Origin of the sequence: Nocardia sp. NPDC049707 (assembly GCF_040674855.1) — a bacterium.
GTDB lineage: Bacteria > Actinomycetota > Actinomycetes > Mycobacteriales > Mycobacteriaceae > Nocardia.
In genome coordinates this window covers 90413-109867 of the sequence record NZ_JBFANN010000025.1, presented here as the reverse complement: position 1 = coordinate 109867, position 19455 = coordinate 90413, and the positions used below count along the sequence as shown (strand labels likewise).

At 66.4% G+C, this 19455-nt stretch carries 16 protein-coding genes, 1 pseudogene and 1 riboswitch; of the genes and pseudogenes, 7 read left to right on the top strand and 10 right to left on the bottom strand.

The features are described 5' to 3' along the window. The first annotated feature begins 636 nt into the window (after positions 1-636). Positions 637-850: riboswitch (cobalamin riboswitch) on the top strand. Between the two features lie 147 nt (positions 851-997). Next, positions 998-3262, top strand: coding sequence for a 5-methyltetrahydropteroyltriglutamate--homocysteine S-methyltransferase (gene metE, locus AB0J29_RS22360; protein WP_364789289.1), 2265 nt, complete (start codon positions 998-1000; stop codon positions 3260-3262). Between the two features lie 306 nt (positions 3263-3568). Here the strand turns inward: metE and AB0J29_RS22355 are convergent, their stop codons facing one another. Together AB0J29_RS22355 and AB0J29_RS22350 are read right to left on the bottom strand one after the other, a co-directional pair. Next, positions 3569-3955: a limonene-1,2-epoxide hydrolase family protein gene (locus tag AB0J29_RS22355; RefSeq protein ID WP_364789286.1), complete on the bottom strand. Its 387-nt coding sequence runs from the start codon at positions 3953-3955 to the stop codon at positions 3569-3571. A 120-nt stretch (positions 3956-4075) separates the two neighbouring features. Continuing rightward, positions 4076-4258 (bottom strand): annotated as a pseudogene (locus tag AB0J29_RS22350) (MmgE/PrpD family protein); the annotation flags it as partial. A gap of 149 nt (positions 4259-4407) precedes the next feature. Between AB0J29_RS22350 and AB0J29_RS22345 the strand changes: the two are divergent. Continuing rightward, a complete protein-coding gene (locus AB0J29_RS22345; RefSeq protein WP_364789283.1) occupies positions 4408-5829 on the top strand; it encodes a short-chain fatty acyl-CoA regulator family protein in 1422 nt (473 codons plus the stop codon). A gap of 62 nt (positions 5830-5891) precedes the next feature. On the opposite strand, the gene recG is transcribed toward AB0J29_RS22345, so the two are convergent. Beyond that, entirely contained in the window at positions 5892-8174 is a 2283-nt protein-coding gene (recG, locus tag AB0J29_RS22340; protein ID WP_364789280.1) for an ATP-dependent DNA helicase RecG, read from the bottom strand. Between the two features lie 4 nt (positions 8175-8178). Next, on the bottom strand, positions 8179-10506 hold the full coding sequence (locus AB0J29_RS22335) for a DAK2 domain-containing protein (protein ID WP_364789305.1): 2328 nt from the start codon (positions 10504-10506) through the stop codon (positions 8179-8181). Between the two features lie 352 nt (positions 10507-10858). On the opposite strand from AB0J29_RS22335, the gene rpmB reads away from it, so the two are divergent. From rpmB to AB0J29_RS22320, 3 genes are all read left to right on the top strand, one after another. Further along, entirely contained in the window at positions 10859-11050 is a 192-nt protein-coding gene (gene rpmB / locus AB0J29_RS22330; RefSeq protein WP_011210730.1) for a 50S ribosomal protein L28, read from the top strand. Between the two features lie 83 nt (positions 11051-11133). Next, complete coding sequence (locus tag AB0J29_RS22325; protein WP_364789277.1) at positions 11134-11625, top strand: GNAT family N-acetyltransferase; 492 nt, start codon at positions 11134-11136, stop codon at positions 11623-11625. A gap of 27 nt (positions 11626-11652) precedes the next feature. Beyond that, entirely contained in the window at positions 11653-12435 is a 783-nt protein-coding gene (locus tag AB0J29_RS22320) for an enoyl-CoA hydratase-related protein (protein ID WP_364789274.1), read from the top strand. Here the strand turns inward: AB0J29_RS22320 and AB0J29_RS22315 are convergent, their stop codons facing one another. Genes AB0J29_RS22315 through thiL form a run of 4 tightly spaced genes read right to left on the bottom strand, consistent with a single transcriptional unit; the run spans position 12436 to position 15475 of the window. Beyond that, positions 12436-13299 (bottom strand): alpha/beta hydrolase, encoded by an 864-nt coding sequence (locus AB0J29_RS22315; RefSeq protein ID WP_364789271.1) that lies wholly within the window; start codon positions 13297-13299, stop codon positions 12436-12438. A 57-nt stretch (positions 13300-13356) separates the two neighbouring features. Continuing rightward, a complete protein-coding gene (locus AB0J29_RS22310; RefSeq protein WP_364789268.1) occupies positions 13357-13620 on the bottom strand; it encodes a hypothetical protein in 264 nt (87 codons plus the stop codon). Between the two features lie 44 nt (positions 13621-13664). Next, positions 13665-14348 carry a uracil-DNA glycosylase gene (locus tag AB0J29_RS22305; RefSeq protein WP_364789265.1) on the bottom strand — a complete coding sequence of 228 codons (684 nt, stop codon included), beginning with the start codon at positions 14346-14348 and terminating at the stop codon, positions 13665-13667. Positions 14349-14359: 11 nt separating this feature from the next. Next, complete coding sequence (thiL, locus tag AB0J29_RS22300) at positions 14360-15475, bottom strand: thiamine-phosphate kinase (RefSeq protein ID WP_364789262.1); 1116 nt, start codon at positions 15473-15475, stop codon at positions 14360-14362. 172 nt (positions 15476-15647) lie between these two features. Between thiL and AB0J29_RS22295 the strand changes: the two genes are divergently transcribed. After that, a complete protein-coding gene (locus tag AB0J29_RS22295; protein ID WP_364789259.1) occupies positions 15648-16466 on the top strand; it encodes a DUF3515 domain-containing protein in 819 nt (272 codons plus the stop codon). 43 nt (positions 16467-16509) lie between these two features. On the opposite strand, the gene AB0J29_RS22290 is transcribed toward AB0J29_RS22295, so the two are convergent. Both AB0J29_RS22290 and AB0J29_RS22285 read right to left on the bottom strand, forming a co-directional pair. Next, positions 16510-17607 (bottom strand): D-alanine--D-alanine ligase family protein, encoded by a 1098-nt coding sequence (locus AB0J29_RS22290; RefSeq protein ID WP_364789256.1) that lies wholly within the window; start codon positions 17605-17607, stop codon positions 16510-16512. Between the two features lie 65 nt (positions 17608-17672). After that, complete coding sequence (locus AB0J29_RS22285; protein ID WP_364789253.1) at positions 17673-18668, bottom strand: NAD(P)H-dependent glycerol-3-phosphate dehydrogenase; 996 nt, start codon at positions 18666-18668, stop codon at positions 17673-17675. A gap of 43 nt (positions 18669-18711) precedes the next feature. On the opposite strand from AB0J29_RS22285, the gene cofC reads away from it, so the two are divergent. Then, positions 18712-19410 (top strand): 2-phospho-L-lactate guanylyltransferase, encoded by a 699-nt coding sequence (cofC, locus tag AB0J29_RS22280; RefSeq protein WP_364789250.1) that lies wholly within the window; start codon positions 18712-18714, stop codon positions 19408-19410. Positions 19411-19455: the final 45 nt, after the last annotated feature.

Genomic DNA, 19455 nt, shown 5'->3' with positions numbered 1-19455 from the left:
GGTTGCTCGGCCGGCACGGCCCGTGGTGGCCGATTCCGGTATCGCTGCTGCTGGCCGCCGGTGGCGTGCTGCTCGACGGCTCGGACGCGAGACTCGCGACTTCGTCGCATGCGCTTCGACGACTCGGACGCGAGACGGGCCGCGAACGGTCGCTCGTAAGACTCGCTCCGTGGTAGTCGGTGATGTGCGGATGGTTCAACACAAAGTGCACGCGCGCCGGATGATCGAGTCCCGCGCGTACGGCGCATGCGCTTCGACGACTCGGATACGAGACGGGCCGCTCGTAAGGCTTGCTCCGTTGGGGACACCTGCGCAGGTCGTTCGCTACCCGCTGCACACCTGCCAGACGGTCGAGACTCGCGACTTCGTCGCATGCGCTTCGACGATTCGGATGTGAAACGGGCCGCGAACCTCGCTCGTGAGACTCGCTCCGTGGTGGTCGACCATGGGGGAACGTTCGGCGTTGGGTATGTGCTCAGACCGGCCGCGAACTCCTCGCGTGTAGGACAGAGATCCGTGGTAGTCGTCAGTGCCGACTGGCATGGCTCGGAAATCGGGCGGCGCGACCGACTATGCTGGGTGACGCAGCTGGTTCGCCGTGCGCAGACGAGATGGAGCCCCGACGTCGCGTTACGGAGTCGAGTTCGCGGATCGGGCGATCCGATACGCGGACAAGAGGGAACCCGGTGAGAATCCGGGACTGTCCCGCAGCGGTATGCAGGAACGACCGCCGTCATCAGCACTGGGTATCCACCCGGGAAGCGACGGCCAGTAGGTGAGCCCCGTCCGGGGTCGGCCAGAAGGCCCGTGCCCGCAAGTCCGAAGACCTGCCAGCCGTGTCGGATACGCCGTATCCGGCGGCCACCGCCTCGTGGATTGGGCGCGCGGACCTCTGTGTGATTGTCGGGCTCCGTTGTTCGGTCGGTGCGCCGGCACATCACTCGGTCTCCGCTAGCTCGTAGGGCGATGGTCTTCGATCTCAGCACTGGAGAAATTCGTGACTGTTACGCATAACCCGTTCACCGCGACGGTTCTCGGTCTCCCGCGGGTGGGGCCGCACCGTGAGCTCAAGCGCGCCACCGAGTCCTACTGGGCCGGACGCATCGACGCGACGCAACTGCACGCGATCGCCGCCGGCCTACGGCGCCATCAGCTGACCGAATTACAAAGCGCCGGACTGGATTCCATCCCTATCGGCACCTTCTCCTACTACGACCAGATGCTCGACACCACCGTGCTGCTCGGCGCACTGCCGCCTCGGGTGGCCGGTATCGCCGATCCGCTGGATCGCTATTTCGCGGCCGCACGCGGCACCGCTACGGTCGAACCGCTGGAGATGACCAAGTGGTTCGATACCAATTACCACTATCTCGTACCGGAAATCGGTCCGGAGACGGCGTTCTCGCTGCATCCGTCGAAGGTGTTGGATGAGCTGCGGGAGGCGCTCGCACTCGGAGTGCCCGCGCGGCCGGTGGTGGTCGGGCCCATCACCTTCCTGAAGCTGGCGAAGGCGCGCGGCGGTGCGGCGCTGGATCGCCTCGACGAGTTGGTGCCGCTCTATCGGGAGCTGTTGCGGCTGCTGGCCGCGGCGGGCGCGGAGTGGGTGCAACTCGACGAGCCGGTTCTGGTCACCGATCTGACCGTTGACGAGGTCGAACTGGTACGGCGCACCTACGCCGAACTATCGGCCGCGAAGGATCGACCCGCGCTACTGGTAGCCACTTACTTCGGCACGCCAGGTGCGGCTTCGAGCGCATTGGCCGAGACCGAAATCGAAGGCATCGCACTGGATTTCACCGTTGCCGCCGATCTGTCCGAAGTGGCAGGTGCGACCACGCTGGCGAACAAGCTGCTGGTGGCTGGTGTGGTCGACGGCCGAAATGTCTGGCGGGCCGACCTGGACCGGGCTTTGGCGACGCTCGGCACGCTGCTGGGGTGCGCGAAATCCGTTGCGGTGTCGAGTTCCTGCTCGCTACTGCATGTGCCCTATACCTTGGCCGACGAAACCGGCCTCGACGAGCGGCTGCGCTCGTGGTTGGCGTTCGGTGCGGAGAAGGTTGCCGAGGTGCGGTTGCTCGCGACCGGTCTGAGTGCGGGGCCCGAGGCGATCGCCGATGAATTGGCCACGGTCCGTGCGGCTCTGGCCACCAGGCGCGCTGATCCTCGGCTGGATAATTCGCAGGTGCGAGCGCGGCTGGCCACGCTCGGTCCCGATGCCACGCGACGGGCTCCCGCGCAGCAGCGACGGATATTGCAGGCCGAGCAGCTGCGGCTGCCCTCGTTGCCGACGACGACGATCGGTTCGTATCCACAGACCTCGACGATCCGGCTGGCACGTGCGGCACTGCGCAAAGGTGAGATCGATCAGACCGAGTATGTGCGGCGGATGCGGTCCGAAATCGCGGATGTCATTGCGCTACAGGAGAAACTGGGCCTGGATGTGCTCGTACACGGCGAGCCGGAGCGCAATGACATGGTGCAGTATTTCGCCGAGCAACTCGACGGATTCGCCACCACCGAAGCAGGCTGGGTGCAGTCGTATGGCACCCGCTGTGTGCGGCCGCCGATTCTGTTCGGCGATGTCGCACGGCCCCAGCCGATGACCGTGGATTGGATCGGCTACGCGCAATCGTTGACCGATAAGCCGGTCAAGGGCATGCTGACCGGCCCGGTGACGATTCTGGCCTGGTCGTTCGTGCGCGATGACCAACCATTGGCGGATTCGGCACGTCAAGTGGCGCTGGCCATCCGGGACGAGACGGTCGATCTGCAGGCCGCGGGCATCCGGATCATCCAGGTCGACGAGCCCGCGCTGCGGGAATTGCTGCCGCTGCGCGCGGCCGATCAGGGCGCGTATCTGGAGTGGTCGGTCGGTGCATTCCGGTTGGCTACCTCCGGGATCTCGGATGCCACCCAGATCCACACTCACCTCTGCTATTCGGAATTCGGTGAGGTCATCGATGCGATTGCCGGCTTGGATGCGGATGTGACCTCGATCGAGGCGGCGCGCTCGCATATGGAGGTGCTCGACGATTTGAATGCCGCAGGCTTCGATCTCGGCGTCGGACCGGGCGTTTACGACATCCACTCACCCCGGGTGCCGAGCGTTGCGGAGATCACGGCTTCACTCCGCGCCGCACTGCAGGCCGTTCCCGCCGACCGGCTTTGGGTCAATCCGGACTGCGGGCTGAAGACGCGTGGACCAGTCGAAGTGGAAGCGTCGTTACGCAATCTCGTCGCGGCCGCAGCCGCAGTGCGTTAACCGGATCCGCCAAGACGCGCATCCCGATAGCGCGGTGTGACCACCGCGCTATCGGGATGCATATCAATGAGATTCGGCCCCCGGAAAGGGCCGGAGCCGACGACGCGGCGTATACCGCTCACAACTCTCGCCATGGCGCACCATCGGCCGCATCCGCGACCGCGCGCCCAGTTGCCGCCGCCAGGCCGTATGACATCCCGAGCAACGTTCCATGCGTAACCCCTCCTCATACGTCGCCATCAGATCACCCCGATGCCCTATTCGACGCATGGGCAACCGATTCGGTTCCGCTGATCCGCGAGCCGATTATTCGGCCACGGGTTCGGCTCCGAAGGCGCGGTTGATGGCGGCCATATCGAAGTAGTCGCGCCAGGCGGTGATGACGCCGTCAGCGACTTCGAAAACACCCATGACCGGCAGTGGCGTATCTTTGCCGAGGCCGCGGAGGGTATCGGTGCGCTCGTTCATGACGATATCGCCCGCGGCGACTTGGCGGTGAATGTCGAAGTGAATGGATTCGAAGCTGCTGAGGAAACCGGCGATGAATTCGCGGATGGCGGCGCGGCCGTGAATGGGTTCCATCGGAATGTTGTGGTAGACGGCGTCTTCGGCGAAGAAGGCGCTGATCTGGTCCGGGTCGGGATCGGCCCAGCTGCGGCACATGGCGGTGACGATTTCGTCGGGGCTCGGCATTCGTTCGCTCGCTTCCTTGCGCCGATGCGATCGGCACATCGGTCGATTCGATCGCACCGATTACAGCAAACAATCGCTTGGTTGAGGTGTGCTTCCCGGGATCAGCCCGCGACCAGCCGAGCGGCGGACCAGCGCGGCCGCCGCGACGGCGGGATTGTCGATGATCCGATTCACGATCATCGCGCTGACCTCGACGGTCACTTGGACCGGATCAGCGGCGACCTCGGCAATTCTGGTCGCCACATGTTCTGTGCGCGGAAAGTCCGCGGCGGCGGCGCGGGCGCGTACGATGTGGGTTCTCATCCATGCCCCGGTTCCCGACGGGCCCGTTGCCCTACTTCGCACGCTACGCAGGATTGATCTTCGGCAAAATCCCTTGCAACAGCAGATTTCTGCGGGCAATAATTCGGCAATCTGCGATGATTGCGAATTTCGAGGGCTACCATCTTGCGGTGCGCAAGATGTACGCGGGCGCCCGACTTAGACGGTTGCGCGAAGAACGGCGGATGACCCAGGCGGCACTGGCTAAGTCCCTGGATCTATCGCCCAGCTACCTCAATCAGCTCGAGCGCGACCAGCGACCGCTCACCATTCCGGTGCTGCTGAAGCTCAACTCCACCTTCGACCTCGACGTGCAATTTTTCGCCGCCGACTCCGATGCCCGGCTGGTCTCGGATCTGCATGAGGTACTCGTCGATGCGGCGGGTGGTGACAGTGCGCCACTGACAGAGGTGGAGGAGCTGGCTACGCGACTGCCGGAGGTGTCCCGAATCGTTGTCGCGATGCATCGGCGACTACGCGCCGCGACCGATCAACTCGATCTGCTCTCCGCCCGGGTGGCCGCGCCGGCCGGCGCCCCGGGTGTGCCCATGCCGTACGAGGATGTGCGGGACTTCTTCTACGACCACCACAATCACGTTGCCCAACTCGATCATGCGGCCGAACAGCTCTTCGAGGAGTGTGGTCTGAGCATCGGATCACTCGATCGGCAACTCGCCAGAGTGGCCGAGGAGCGCGCCGGGGTCACCGTGCTGGTGCGCGGGGACGGCGCGGATCCGTCCATCCCGAAACGGCATTACGATCCGGACAGCCGCACGCTGACGCTGGCCCGACGGCTGGGTCCCGGGCAACGCGCGTTTCAAATCGCAACGACCCTCGGTTTTCTGCTGTACGCCAAGGATTTGGATGCCGTCCTGGCCGAAACACCGTCGCTCACCGGCGAGTCCAGGACGTTGGCGCGCATCGGGTTGGCCAATTACTTCGCGGGCGCACTGGTACTGCCGTACGGCCGCTTTCTGCGGTCGGCCGAGGAACTGCGCTACGACATCGAGCTGCTCAGTCTGCGTTTCGAGGTCGGCTTCGAGACCATCTGCCATAGATTGAGCACTCTGCAGCGGCAGGGGCAGCGCGGGGTTCCGTTCTTCCTCGTCCGAACCGACCGCGCGGGCAATATCTCGAAACGCCAGTCCGCCACGGCATTCCATTTCTCCCGGGTCGGCGGCAGCTGCCCGCTGTGGGTGGTGCACGAGGCCTTCGCCAATCCAGGTCGCATCCTGACCCAGATGGCGGCGATGCCCGACGGCCGCCGCTACCTCTGGATTGCCCGCACCGCACTGGCGGGACCACACGGATTCGGCACGGCGACAAAGAATTTCGCGATCGGGCTGGGTTGCGATATCGAATATGCCGACCGGCTGGTGTATTCGAACGGTCTTCAACTGGACAGTCCGGTCGCGGCGGTGCCGATCGGCGCCGGCTGCAAGGTCTGCGAGCGGCCCTCCTGTCCGCAGCGCGCCTTCCCCCAGATCGGCAGCCCACTCGCGGTCACCGAGCACACCAGCACGGATCTGCCCTACCCCCGAGCCCTGCGCTAGGTACACCCAACCGATAACGGCAAACGTCCTGAAGGCCGCTCCACCAGCGCACTTCTCGACGATCACGACTTCGCCAGGTACTCGAGCCGTTCGGCGTCGACGGCGGCGTGCATCATGGTGGCGAGACCTGGGTGATGGCGCAGGCCTGGATCGGATTCGACTACTCGGCGGGCGAGCTCTTGCGCGGCGGTAATGACTTCGAGATCGTCGAGTAGGGAGAGCAGGCGCAGTGAGCGGGCAGTGCCGGATTGGGCAGCGCCGAGGACGTCGCCTTCGCGGCGTTGGCGCAGGTCGAGGACGGCGAGTTCGAAGCCGTCGGTGGTGGCGGCGACGGCATCGAGGCGGGCCATGGCGGTGCCGGTGGGACCCGCGTCGGTAATAAGCAGGCACAGGCCCGGATGTTTGCCGCGGCCGATGCGACCGCGCAGCTGATGCAACTGGCTGACACCGAAGCGGTCCGCGTCCACGATGACCATGACGGTCGCATTCGGGACATCGACGCCGACCTCGACGACCGTGGTGCAGACGAGCACGTCGATGTCGCCGTCGTTGAATGCGCGCATGACCTGGTCTTTTTCATCGGTCGGGAGCCTGCCGTGCAGCAGCCCGACCCGGAGGCTCGCGAGCGGGCCGGTGCGCAGCATGTCGAAAACCTCGAGGGCGGCAGCCGTGGTCGGGCCTTCCTTCTCCTCCGGTCCTTTCGACTTACCGGACTTCTTACCGTTGCGGCCCTTGCCGTTCTCTTCGTCGTCACCGATGCGCGAACACACCACATAGGCCTGTCGCCCGGCGCCGACCTCCTCCATGATGCGCTCCCAGGCACGGTCGACCCAGTTCGGATGCCGCTTGCGCGGCACCACCTTCGACACGATCGGCGAGCGGCCGCGGGGCAGCTGGGTGAGGGTGGAGGTCTCCAGATCGCCGAGCGTGGTCATGGCGATGGTTCGAGGGATCGGAGTCGCGGTCATGACGAGCAGATGCGGGCTGGCACCGGATTTCGCCTTGGCGCGCAACGCATCCCGCTGTTCGACACCGAACCGATGCTGTTCGTCGACGATCACCATGCCGAGATCGAAGAACTCCACCGCGTCCTGGATGAGCGCGTGCGTGCCGATCACGATGCCCGCCGCACCGGTGACCGCATCCAGTAGCGCGGCCTTCTTCGCCGACGCCGACATCGAGCCGGTTACCAGTACCACCTTGGTCGCGTTGTCGGCGGCACCGAGTTCACCGGCGGCGCCGAGATCGCCCAGCATCGCGCGCAGTGACCGATAATGTTGGGCGGCAAGGACTTCCGTCGGTGCGAGCAATGCGCACTGCTGACCAGCGTCGACCACCTGCAGCATGGCGTGCAGCGCGACGATGGTCTTTCCCGAACCCACCTCACCCTGCAGCAGCCGGTGCATCGGATGGGGGCGCGCGAGATCGTCGGAGATCTCCGCGATCACCTGCTGCTGCCCCTCGGTCAGTTCGAAGGGCAGTCGGGTGTCGAAAGCCGCCGCGATACCGTCGGATCGCGGCGGACACGGCCGGGCCGTCCGCGCCTCCGCATCGTGTCGCCGCTCGGCGAGCACCAGTTGCAGCGCCAGTGCTTCATCGAAACGCAAACGCTCCCTGGCCTGTTCGATATCGGAGTTGCGTTCGGGCAGGTGGATCAGGCGCAGTGCGTCGGAGATCTTCATCAGCCCGCGGTCCTCGCGCAGGTCACCGGGCAGCGGATCGTCGATCGGTTCGAGTTGATCGAGTACCTGACGGACGCAGGCGAGCAGATCCCAGCTCTGCACCTTCGCGGTCGCGGGGTAGACCGGGATGTATCCCCGTTCGAAAAACGAGACATCCACTCCCCCTTTATCTTTCGCGCTCTGCGCCAATCCGCGCAGTGCACCGCCGCCGCGCACCGAGGTGAGGTTCTCGATCGAATCCTCTTCCTTCTCGGGCAGGATCAGATAATCCGGATGCGAAAGGTTCCAGCGATCCGGTCGCCACCAATGTACGGTGCCGGACATCATGGCCCGAACCCCTTCGCGGACAAGGTAACTCACCTTGTCGCCATTGAAGAAGGTGATATCGATCGGGGCGACCGAACCGGTGTCCAGGGCAACCTTGAGCAGTCGGCCCCTGCGGTTCTTCATCGGGCGCAGTTCGGTTTTCGTCACCCGGCCGATGACGGTGATGTGCGCGCCCTCCTCCGGCTGCTCCTGGGTGAGCGGCTGACCCTGGGTGGCATAGCGCAATGGGTAGTGCCGCAACAGGTCCTCGACGGTGCGCATGTCGAAGGCATCAGCAAGCGGCTCGGCCGCCTTGACTCCGAGCAGGTGGTCCAGCCGATCGCTGAGTGTCGCCATATCCCTATTCCACCCCTATCTGCACCAGATCCGCTTGCTGCCCACCGGAATACACACTCACCTCGACACCGGGGAAGCCGTTCGCGATATGCGCGGCCAGTTCATCGGCGAGTTCTGCGGGGGCTGCCACACCCATGAGCAGGGTGACCAGCTCACCACCGAAGCCGAGCATCCGGTCGAGCAGGGTCCGAGCCGCGGTCGGCACATCCCGATCGATCACCACGACATCGTGGCCGACCAGCCCGAGCCCATCACCGGCCTCGCAGGTGCCGACCATGGTGAGCGCCCGCTCCGTCGCGGCACGCAATGAACCCCAGCGGGTTGCCGCCGCCGCCTCCGACATCGCGAACGCGTCGTCCACCGCGATCCGGCCGGCATCGTGCACCGCCAATGCCGCCAACCCCTGCACCATGGACCCGCTCGGCAACAACAACACGTCCCGGCGCGCGTCACGAGCCGCGACACCTACCGCGACCAATTCGTGCGCGGGCAGCGCACCGTTCGGCAACACCAGCACCTCCCGATTCGGCAGTCGTCGAATCGACCCGAGCAGCGCGGCGCTGGTCACGGGCCCGTCACCGCCGAGCACCACCGCTCCTCCGGCCTCGAACAACGCCGCCGCCCCATCCCCCGACGCGACAGCCAGAACCGCACGATCCGCAGGACAATCGTGCTCGGATCCGATGTGCTTGGTTGCACCCGATCCGACAGACGTGCGTCCAGCACCAGCCCGCGCGGCGGCATCAGTGCGATCCACAACGTTCGCCAGGGCGCGATTGCGGTGCCCGCCAGCATCACGGCGACCCGCAACGTCGGTCAGGGCTACGTCTGGATGCTCGCCAACCTCGGCGCCGCGGGCTATTTCACGGTGTGCACTCTGTGCTGTCGCTGCCGCACGTCCACCACCCGCAGGCTGCACAGCGGCATCGGCGCGATCCGCACCGTCGTGGTGACCGACAACCTCCGGATGGCCAGCGATATCGGCATCCGCGGCTATGCCACTGTGCGCGGTCGCGTCGGGATACCCCGGGGTGGGGCGGGCGGTGATGGTGAAGCTTTCGATGCGGATGGCGCTGAGGGTGCCGGTAGCTATGCCCGCTTCTACGGCGGCGCCGGCGTCGGCGCAGTGCACGTGAGCGGACCAGGAGCCCGCGCCGTCGCCGACGACCACGACGGAGTCGCCCAGATCGGCCAGGCGGTCGCGGAGGTGGGCGATTCGTTGGTCATCGGTGTCGAACAGGAGGTACATGACCTCGAAGTGGGGTTCGGCACTGGTCAGGGGCTCGGCACAGCTGCCGTACGGTTCGGCATCGGCTCGCGGTGTGGAATCGGCATGCGCCGCAGCGGCGGCACGGTCAACACCTGCCGAGTCACCGGTGAATGCGAATTCGCCGCGCGTGTATTCCGGCCGAGTGGGCGTCTCACCGAGGGTGACCGTGACCAGACTGTCGAGCAGTACGACCAACCCGCGCGCACCCGCATCCACCACCCCCGCCTCGCGCAGCACACCGAGCTGGGCAGGTGTATCACCGAGCGCCTCGGCGGCACCATCGGCCGCCGCCACCGCCACCGCGGCCACGGCAGATTCCGGACAGGCCGCAGCGGATTCGGCCGCCCGCTCCAGGACGGTCAGAATAGTCCCTTCGACCGGCACACTCAGCGATTCCCGCACTAGCACCGCTGCGGCGGCCAGCGCATCACGCAATGTCTGCGCCGTCAGCGGTCCGCCGCGCGACGCGTCGGCAATCCCACGCAACACCTGCGACAGGATGATGCCGGAGTTCCCGCGCGCACCGAGCGTCGCCCCACGGGCCATCGCCGCAGCCACATCGTGCGTCGAGAGCGATTTGCCCTGTTCGATATCCCCGCCCGCAGCTCCAGCCCACAGCCCGCCGTCGGGAATATTCCGCGAGATCCCGCGCTCGGCAGGATCAGGCAAGGTCTGGCTATCAACACCGTTCGCGGCTCGATCCGCGAACTGCCCCTGGGACGCCCCGGCGTCCGATGACGCGGCACCACCAACCGCCCCGGCATCCGATTTCCCGCTATCGACTTCCGCAGGAAGATCGTCGGCTACGAAACCATCCAACCGCTCGGACCCGCGTGCCGAGAACACCGCGGCCTCGGCGGCCTGCACTGCCGCTCGCATGGTGGCGAGCATGTTCGTACCGGTGTCGGCATCGGCGATGGGGAAGACATTGAGCGCGTTGATCTCCGCGCGCCGTTGTTGCAGACCCTCCAGGCAGATCCGGCCCCAGCGCAGCAGAGCCGTGCCGTTCAGTTCTTTCGGCCCGGCAACGGCAGGCAGTCCCGCGTCCGGGCCATCGCCCATCATGTCCCGCACTCCGGGCACCGCCACCTCTCTCCGCGATCGTCCACGCCACCCGCAGCCGAGCGGCTGCTGGCAGATCGCTCGAAAGGATCTGCCGCCGTTGGCCAGGTTAGCTGGCGATACCGACAGTGGGTCGGCGACACCGATTCACTACAATCGGGTGTGCCCGCGGGTCGTCACTGCATGACCCGGTTTGGCGGATCCGGGCGCCGCCAGCTACCCTTGCAGGGTTGCCTAGCGCGGCCGAGAGGGTTCGCGCTGGCCGACATCAGTCGGCAGGGCATTAAGACATTGTTTCCGGACATGCTGCCGACGTGCGGCGGTCCCCACATGACATGAAGGAGTTCGCGACATGGCTGCCGTCTGCGACGTCTGCGCCAAGGGCCCCGGCTTCGGGAAGTCGGTCTCGCACTCGCACCGGCGTACCAACCGTCGTTGGAACCCGAACATCCAGACCGTGCGTGCACAGGTCGCGCCGGGCAACACCCGCCGCATGAACGTGTGCACCTCCTGCCTGAAGGCAGGCAAGGTCGTTCGCGGCTGATTCCCAGAGACCGACATACGCCCCGACACCACCAGGTGCTCGGGGCGTAGTCATCTGCGGACCCCTCGGCAACGATGGTCTCCATGCCCCAGCCCACCTGGCAGATAGCCCCACTCGCCGCCGAACACGTCCATAGCCTCGCCCAATGCCATATCGCCTGCTGGCGTGAGGCCTATCGCGGCTTGGTCCCCGAACACGTCTTGGCTGCGTTCGATGTCGAGCGCAGCACGGAACAATGGGAACGCGTCCGGATCCGTTATCCGGCCAGCACTTACGTCGCCGTCGTCGATGACGAAGTGATCGGCTTCGCGAGCACGGGTGCATCACGCGACGAATCACCGGTCACCCCAGGCGAACTCAACGCCCTCTATGTCCGCGCCGCCTGGTATGGCACCGGCGTCGCCCACGACCTCATCCGTGCCGCCGTCGCCCCCGACATCCCGTGCTCGCTCTGGGTGTTCGAGAAGAACCAACGCGCCCAGGCCTTCTACCGCAAACACGGCTTCGAGCTCGACGGCGCCAGCCGCATCGAGGCCTTCACTCCGTCCATCGAGGTTCGTATGGTGCGCCACTGACGAAAGGCGCGAGCTAGTGTGCTGGCCATGACATCCATGCACACCGAGTACGTCACCGTCGATGATGGCGTACTACAGATCACCATCTCGACCGCCGCGAACGGCACTTCCCTGGACTTCGCCGGCATCGAGGCGGGCACCAAGGCATTGCAGTCGGCCGGCCGCGAAATAGGGGCCGTGCTGTTGACGGGCGCCGGACCGAACTTCTCTGCGGGCGGCAATGTGCGCGGTTTCGCGGCGGCCGAGGATCGGGCCGGTCATATCCACGGCCTCGCGACGGATCTGCACAATTTCGTGCGGGCGCTCGACGAGGCCATCGTGCCCGTCGTTGCCGGGGTGCAGGGCTGGGCGGCCGGAGCCGGGATGAGCTTGGTGTGCGCGGCGGATATCGCGATCGGCGGTCCGAGCACCAAGCTGCGCCCGGCATATCCGGGCATCGGGTTGAGCCCGGACGGCGGCATGTCGTGGACGCTGCCGCGGATCGTCGGCACCGGACGCGCCCGCGAAATCCTGCTCACCGACACGATTCTCGATGCCGAAACTGCGGTGCGCCTCGGCATCCTGAGTCGGCTCGTCGATGACGAGCAGGTGCGGGCCGAGGCGCTGGCGGTGGCCCGAACCATCGCCGCCGGACCGCGATCCGCCTACGCGAGCATCAAATCGCTACTGGCACGGTCGAATTCGTCGACGTTGAGCGATCAGCTCGACTACGAGCGCGATGCGATCACCGCCGCGGCGAACAGCCCGGCCGGACGCGAGGGCGTCGATGCCTTCGTCGAGAAGCGCAAGCCCGATTATCGGAACCGGTAGCTAACCGCGCACCTGGAGCACGAATTTCGCGACCGCGTCGGTGAACGAATCATTGTCGTCACCGGCCGCGGTATGCGCGGCGCCGCCGATCTCGACCAGCTGCGCATGCGGCACCAATGTCTGGAATTCCGCAGCGCCCTCCGGCGACACCACATCGGATTGCATGCCGCGCACCAGCAGCACGGGCACGGTGAGGGCGCGCGCGGCGGCCTCCATCTCCTGGGCCATTTCGCTCGCATCCTCGACGCGGTGGCCGAGCATATTCGGATCCCAATGCCAGTACCAGCGGCCGTCGCGCTGGCGCAGATTGCGCAGCAGGCCGTCGGTGTTCTTGGGCCGTGGCCGATGCGGCATGTATTCCGCGACCGCGTCGGCGGCCTGTTCGAGGCTGTCGAAGCCGTCGCGATGTTTGCCGAGGAAGTCGATCACCCGCGCGATACCGGCGGGTTCGGGGCGGGTGACGATATCGACGAGCACCAGGGCGGTGATCGCCGCGCCGCCCGGATCCGCGGTGGTGAGCAGGCCGGTGATCCCGCCCATACTCGCGCCGACCACGACCGCGGGGCTAGCCAGCTGTTCGAGGACCGCGACGAGATCCGCGACCATCGTGCTACGTCGGTAGTCCGCGTTCGGCGACCATGCGCTGTCGCCGTGGCCGCGCGCGTCGAGCGTGACGACCCGCATCCCGGCGGCGGCCAGCTTCGCACCGGTCTGCTTCCACGAGTGTCTGGTCTGACCGCCACCGTGCAGAAACAGGACGAGCGGGCCGTCCGCCGGGCCGAACTGGTCGGCGGCCAGCTCGATCCCATCCGAACCGCGCAGCCGCAGCCGGATAGGATCGAGAAGGTTGTTCGCAATACTCACGATCCGAGGATCGCACAGTTACCGCTGGGGCTCGTGCGTGCCCCGGTCAATGCGACCTCAGCAGTTCCATTTGCCTTGCGCGCTGATGGTGTTCTGCAGCAGGCACGCGACCTTGGCATTCACCGAGGACGAGATGGACGAGGAGCCATTGGACGTGAATTCCTCGCCGACCGGAGCGGCGGTGGTCGGCGCATGATCCGCGGCGGGCTCGAGCGGCAACCCGGCCGCATTAGCGGCCGCGCTGCCGCCGGTCAGGGCCGCGCACAGAGCCAGCGAGGCGATGGCGCTGCGCAGTGCGCCGCGAACGGTCTTGTTCTGCATGAAATAATGCTCCTCTACTGTGATTTAACCTCGACGCCCGAGTTCTAGGGCAGGCGCCAGTCAACAGGTTCGGCCCCCAATTCGTCGAGTAGGTCATTCACTCGCGAGAAGGGTCGCGAACCAAAAAAGCCGCGCGAGGCCGACAGTGGTGACGGGTGCACGGATTCGATATAGGGCACTTCGGCCGCGGCGAGTTGCGGTTTCAGTGTCTGCGCGTCACGGCCCCACAGGATCGCGACCAGTGGCTCGTCCCTGGCCACCAGCGCGCGAATCGCCTGGTCGGTCACCGCTTCCCAACCTTTGCCGCGATGCGAGGCGGGCTGTCCCGGCGAAACCGTCAGAACTCGGTTCAGCAGCAGCACGCCCTGATCCGACCATGGGCTCAGATCGCCATTGGATGGTGTCTGGTAGCCGAGGTCCTTGCTGTATTCGGCGAAGATATTGGCGAGGCTGCGTGGCACTGGCGAAACATCCGGGGCGACAGAGAAACTCAGGCCCATCGGATGTCCCGGCGTCGGATACGGATCCTGGCCCACGATGAGCACGCGCACCGCATCGAACGGACGCTGGAAGGCGCGCAGCACATTCTCACCGGCCGGTAGATAGCCGCGGCCCGCCGCATTCTCCACGCGCAGGAATTCGCCCATCGCCGAGATCTGTGCCGCAACCGGTTCGAGAGCCTTCGCCCAACCGGGATCCATGATTTCCGTCAGTGGTTTCGCGCCCATGACCGCACAACCTATCGTGGCTCGGGCTCGGATACCGAGTCCACCCCGCTGAACGATTCCCAGCCCGCACTGCCGGCGTGCCGCACACCGTCGACGGTGACGCCGTGACCTGCCAGCACCTGCCCGATCGGCACCCAACCGGGCGGCAGATCCCGGTGCGCGGGCCAGGTTCCGACGAAGGCGTGATCCTCGCCGCCGGTCAGAATCCATTGCGCCGCATCGGTATCCAGACGCCGCGCGATTGTCGCCAGCGCCGGATCACGCAATGTCTTCGAGTGGATATCGATGGCGACTCCGGACGCCTCGGCGATATGGCCCAGATCCGCGAGCAATCCGTCCGAGACGTCGGTGAGCGCGGTGGGTATGGCGGGCCATTCAGTGGCAGATCCGATAATGCCTTCCGATCCGAACTCCGCCGCGTCGGACTGATCCGAGCCCCCGATATGCTCCGAGCCGAGCACTCCCTCCGCCGCGACAGCACCCGAGTTATCCGCTCCGGCAACGGAATTGGCAATGACGGCCAGTACGGCCGAATAGGGCGGTTGTGGGACCCGGTGGGCCGCAAGCACTTCGGCGAAAATTTCATCCGCCGGATCGGCTCCGGCGGTCAGCACTGCCAACCCGGCGGCGGACCAGCCGAGTCGACCCACCACCGCGACCGTATCCCCAACGCACGCGCCGGCTCTGGTGATCGGCGCGCGACCGTCCAGATCACCGAATGCGGTGACCGAAATGACCAGCTGCGGGCTGCGCACCACATCGCCGCCCGCGATGGAGCCACCCGCGCGGCGCGCCTCGGCCCACATCCCATCGGTGAGCCCGTCGACCAGTTCGAGCGGCGTATCGGCCGGACAGCCGAGCGCCACCACGAACGCCGTCGGTGCCGCACCCATCGCGACCACGTCGGCGGCATTCTGCGCGATCGCCTTGCGCCCGATATCGCGCGGACCGGACCAGTCGAGTCGGAAATGTCGATCCTGGACCAGCATGTCGGTAGTGACCACGAACCGGCCGTCCGGCGCGGCCACCAGGGCGGCGTCGTCACCGGGCCCGAGCAGCACGCCGGGCGCCTGCACCCGCCCCGTGTTCATCCGCTCGATCAGCGCGAACTCCCCCAGCTCGCGCACTGTCTTCGGCCGTGTGCTTTCGCTGATGACCTGGTCCCTTCCCCGGCGTCGTGCTGGCTGAAATCGCACCGAGAGTACCCTTTCCAGGGCAAGCGAGTACTACCAGGCCGGTGCGCGCATCCATCTCGCAAGTGACCCGGCCCACCAGTGCGAACAGGAAGGATCGGTGAGCATGGCGGCGCAGTCGTCGGACCGCGATTCGTCGGCGGCGGAGTCGTCGAAGGCCGAGCTGTCGAAAGGGACGGCCGATGCGGCTGCGGACGGCGCGGCAGCAGCAGCCACGCCCCTTGTCGATCACAGCGGCGCCGTGAGCCCGTCCGCCGCCCCTGATGCCGAGCCCGCAACAGTTTCAACCGACGCCGCCGCCGAGCCCGTGAGCTCGGACCGCGCTGAATCTGCCGCAGCGCCCGCGTCCTCCAACAGCGGCGAACCCACCGACGAGCCCACAACCGAATCCAGCGGTTACCCGCCCGCGCTGATCGCGACCGCGGTCGCACTCCCGGTCGTGCTGGTCGTCGCTGTGCTGGTCGCCGCCGTCCTGGCCCGCCGCGCGCCGACCGAACGCGAACCTCTGGTCCTCGGTCCGGTTCCCGCCCCCGCCGCAGACGGGCCGGCGTGCACCGCGCTGCTGCCCGCATTGCCGGTCGACCTCGGCGACTACTCCAAATCCACGCTAGTGGAACCGGCTCCCCCGGCGACCCGCGCCTGGCAGCGCAAAGACGGCGGGGATGCCATCGTGCTCCGGTGCGGTTTGGAGCGGCCGTTGGAGTTCAACCGTGCCTCGCCATTGCAGATCGTCAACAGCGTGCAGTGGTTCGAGGTCCGTGATCCGGCCGCGAAAGCGAGCACCTGGTTCGCCGTCGACCGCGCGACCTATATCGCGCTGACCGTTCCCGACGGCTCCGGACCGACTCCGCTGCAAGGAGTTTCGGACACGATCACGGCGAACCTGCCCGCCCAGCCGATCGATCCCGGTCCGCTGCCGAATTGATCGACGGCAGGCCGACACGCGCCGAAAGCAGGGTACGGAACAGCTAGCGCAGTCCGGTCCCGCGCCCCAACGCCGTCTCGATCAGTGTGGAAACCAGTGTCCGGTAGTCGATTCCGGTCGCCTCCCACATCCGTGGGTACATGGAAATCGATGTGAAGCCGGGCATCGTATTGATCTCATTGATCACCGGCCCCCGCGCCGTGACGAAAAAGTCCACCCGCGCCAGCCCTTGGCAGTCGAGCGCTTTGAACGCCCGCACCGCGAGTTCCCTGATGCTGTCGGACACCTCGTCGTCCAGCTTCGCCGGAACATCGAATTCACACACATCGTCGAGGTACTTGGTGTCGAAGTCATAGAACTCCGGTGCTGCCGCATCGGCCTCCGGCATCCGGATCTCGGCGACCACGCTGGCCGCCACCCGGCCATCCGGGAATTCCAGTACGCCACATTCGACTTCGCGTCCGACAATGCCCGCCTCCACGATCACCTTCGGATCGTGTTTGCGTGCCGTCGCGATCGCCGCGTCCAACTCACGCCAATCGGTAACCTTGGTGATGCCGATCGAGGAACCACCGCGTGCCGGTTTGACGAACACCGGTAAACCGAGCAGCGCCCGATCGTCCGCGCCCAGGGTGTCGGTCCCGCGCCGCAGCACCACCTGACGTTCGATCGGCAGCCCCTCCGCAGCGAGCAGCTTCTTGGTGAATTCCTTATCCATGCCCGCCGCACTGGCCAGTACGCCCGGCCCGACGTACGGCACCCCGGCCAATTCGAGCATGCCCTGCAACGTGCCGTCCTCACCGAACGGGCCGTGCAGGATCGGGAACACCACATCCACCGACCCCAATGCGGCACTCGGATCATCGAGCGCGACCAACGAACCGGACCGGCTCGGGTCCGCGGCCAGCGTGAGCGCGGTGCCGCTGCTGTCCACGGCGGGCAGTGCATTGTCCTTGAACCCGAGCTCCGCCACCTCGGCACCGCCGAGCACCCAGGCGCCGTCGCGGGTGATGCCGATAGGCACGGCCTCGTACTTTTCCGGATCGAGGTTGCGCAGCACACTGCCGGCCGACACACACGAGACGGCGTGCTCGTTACTGCGCCCGCCGAACACCACAGCAACCCTGATCCGGTTCCTCATGCACGGAACCGTACCCGTTTCCGGTGTCGAACCAACCTAGCGCCCGTGCGGTTATAACGTTCGTCCTATTCCGGTTTGATCCGCCGACCCAGCAGATTGCCGACCGCCTCGCGCACCGAAAGGCCCTCGTGACATACCTGGTGCACCGATGTGGTCAGCGGCATTTCGACATTGTGCGCCGCCGCCAAGGCCCGAACCGATGTGCACGATTTCACCCCCTCGGCGACCTGACCATGGGTGGCCGCCTGGGCCGCCTCCATGGACCCGCCAGCCCCGAGCACATGCCCGAACGACCGGTTGCGCGACAGCGGCGAGGTACAGGTGGCAACCAGATCGCCGACCCCGGCCAGCCCCGCAAGTGTGACCGGCTCCGCGCCGAGTGCGACCCCGAGCCGGATGATCTCGGCCAGCCCGCGGGTGATCAGGCTGGCGATCGAGTTGTCGCCCAAACCCATTCCGGAGGCGATACCGCAGGCGAGCGCGATGACGTTCTTGCACGCGCCACCGATCTCGCAGCCGATCACATCGGTATTGGTGTAAGGCCGAAAGTAGCCGTTGGCGCAGGCCTGCTGCAGTGCGACCGCCCGCGCAGCATCGGTGCACGCGATCACGGTTGCCGCGGGCTGCTCGGCCGCGATTTCCTTGGCCAGATTCGGGCCGGACAGCACCGCGATGCGACTCTCGTCGGCACCGGTGACCGCACCGATGACCTGGCTCATCCGCAGCAGCGTGCCGGTCTCGATGCCCTTGGCCAGACTCAGCAGCGCGGCATCCGGTCCGATCGAGTCCCGCCACGTCTCGAGATTCGCACGCAACGATTGCGATGGAACCGCGAGCACGACGATGTCCGCACCGTCGAGCGCTTCGGCGTGATCGTGGGTGGCCGCCATGCTGGGTAATTGCACATCGGGCAGATAGAACGGATTGCGATGTTCGGTGGCCAGCGCCTTGGCCACCTCGGGCCGCCGTGCCCAGATCGTGACGTCGGTTCCCGCGTCCGCCAACACCTTCGCGAACGCGGTCCCCCATGAACCTGCGCCCAGCACTGCCGCCCTCGTCATCTGCCCAATATGCCACGGAACCACTCATGGAAGGATCAGGGCCATGCGTCCGCATGCGTTGCACACCGTGATCGCGGTGAAGAGCCTCGATCAGGCCAAGAGCCGCCTGTCCGATCGGCTGCCCCCGGAACACCGGGCCCGGCTGGTGCTCGCCATGCTCGCCGACACCGTGTCCGCCGCCGTCGCGGTGCCGCGGATCGCGTCGGTCACCGTGGTGACCCCGGATCCGGTCGTCGCCGAGTTGGCGCGCACGCTCGGCGCGATAGTGCATCCCGAACCCCGCCGCGAGGTGATCGACGCGGCCGATCCGGACAGCCTGAACACCGCGCTCACCGACGCGGCGACCGCACTGCGACACCGGCACGGCGCGGTCGAACTGCTGGCCCTGCAGGCGGACCTGCCCGCCTTACGCGCGGACGAACTCTCCGACATGCTGTCCTCCGCACCGCTCGGCGTTCGTTCGGTCGTCGTCGACCATGCGGGCACCGGCACGGCCGCGCTGTTGGTTCGCGATACCGTCGTCGCGCTGGATCCACGTTTCGGTCCCGGCTCGGCGCGTCGACATATCGCCGCGGGCGCGGTCGACTTGCACGGTGATTGGCCCGGATTGCGGCTCGACGTCGACACCGCCGACGATTTGGACCGCGCTATCGAACTCGGCACCGGGGATTCGACAGGAGCTGTCCTGCACGACATCGGTTGGCCGATTCACGTTCATGAGCGGGTACGCCGGGTGTGCTAGCCGGTCGCCACATACACGGTGATAAGGGTGGCAATGATGACGTCG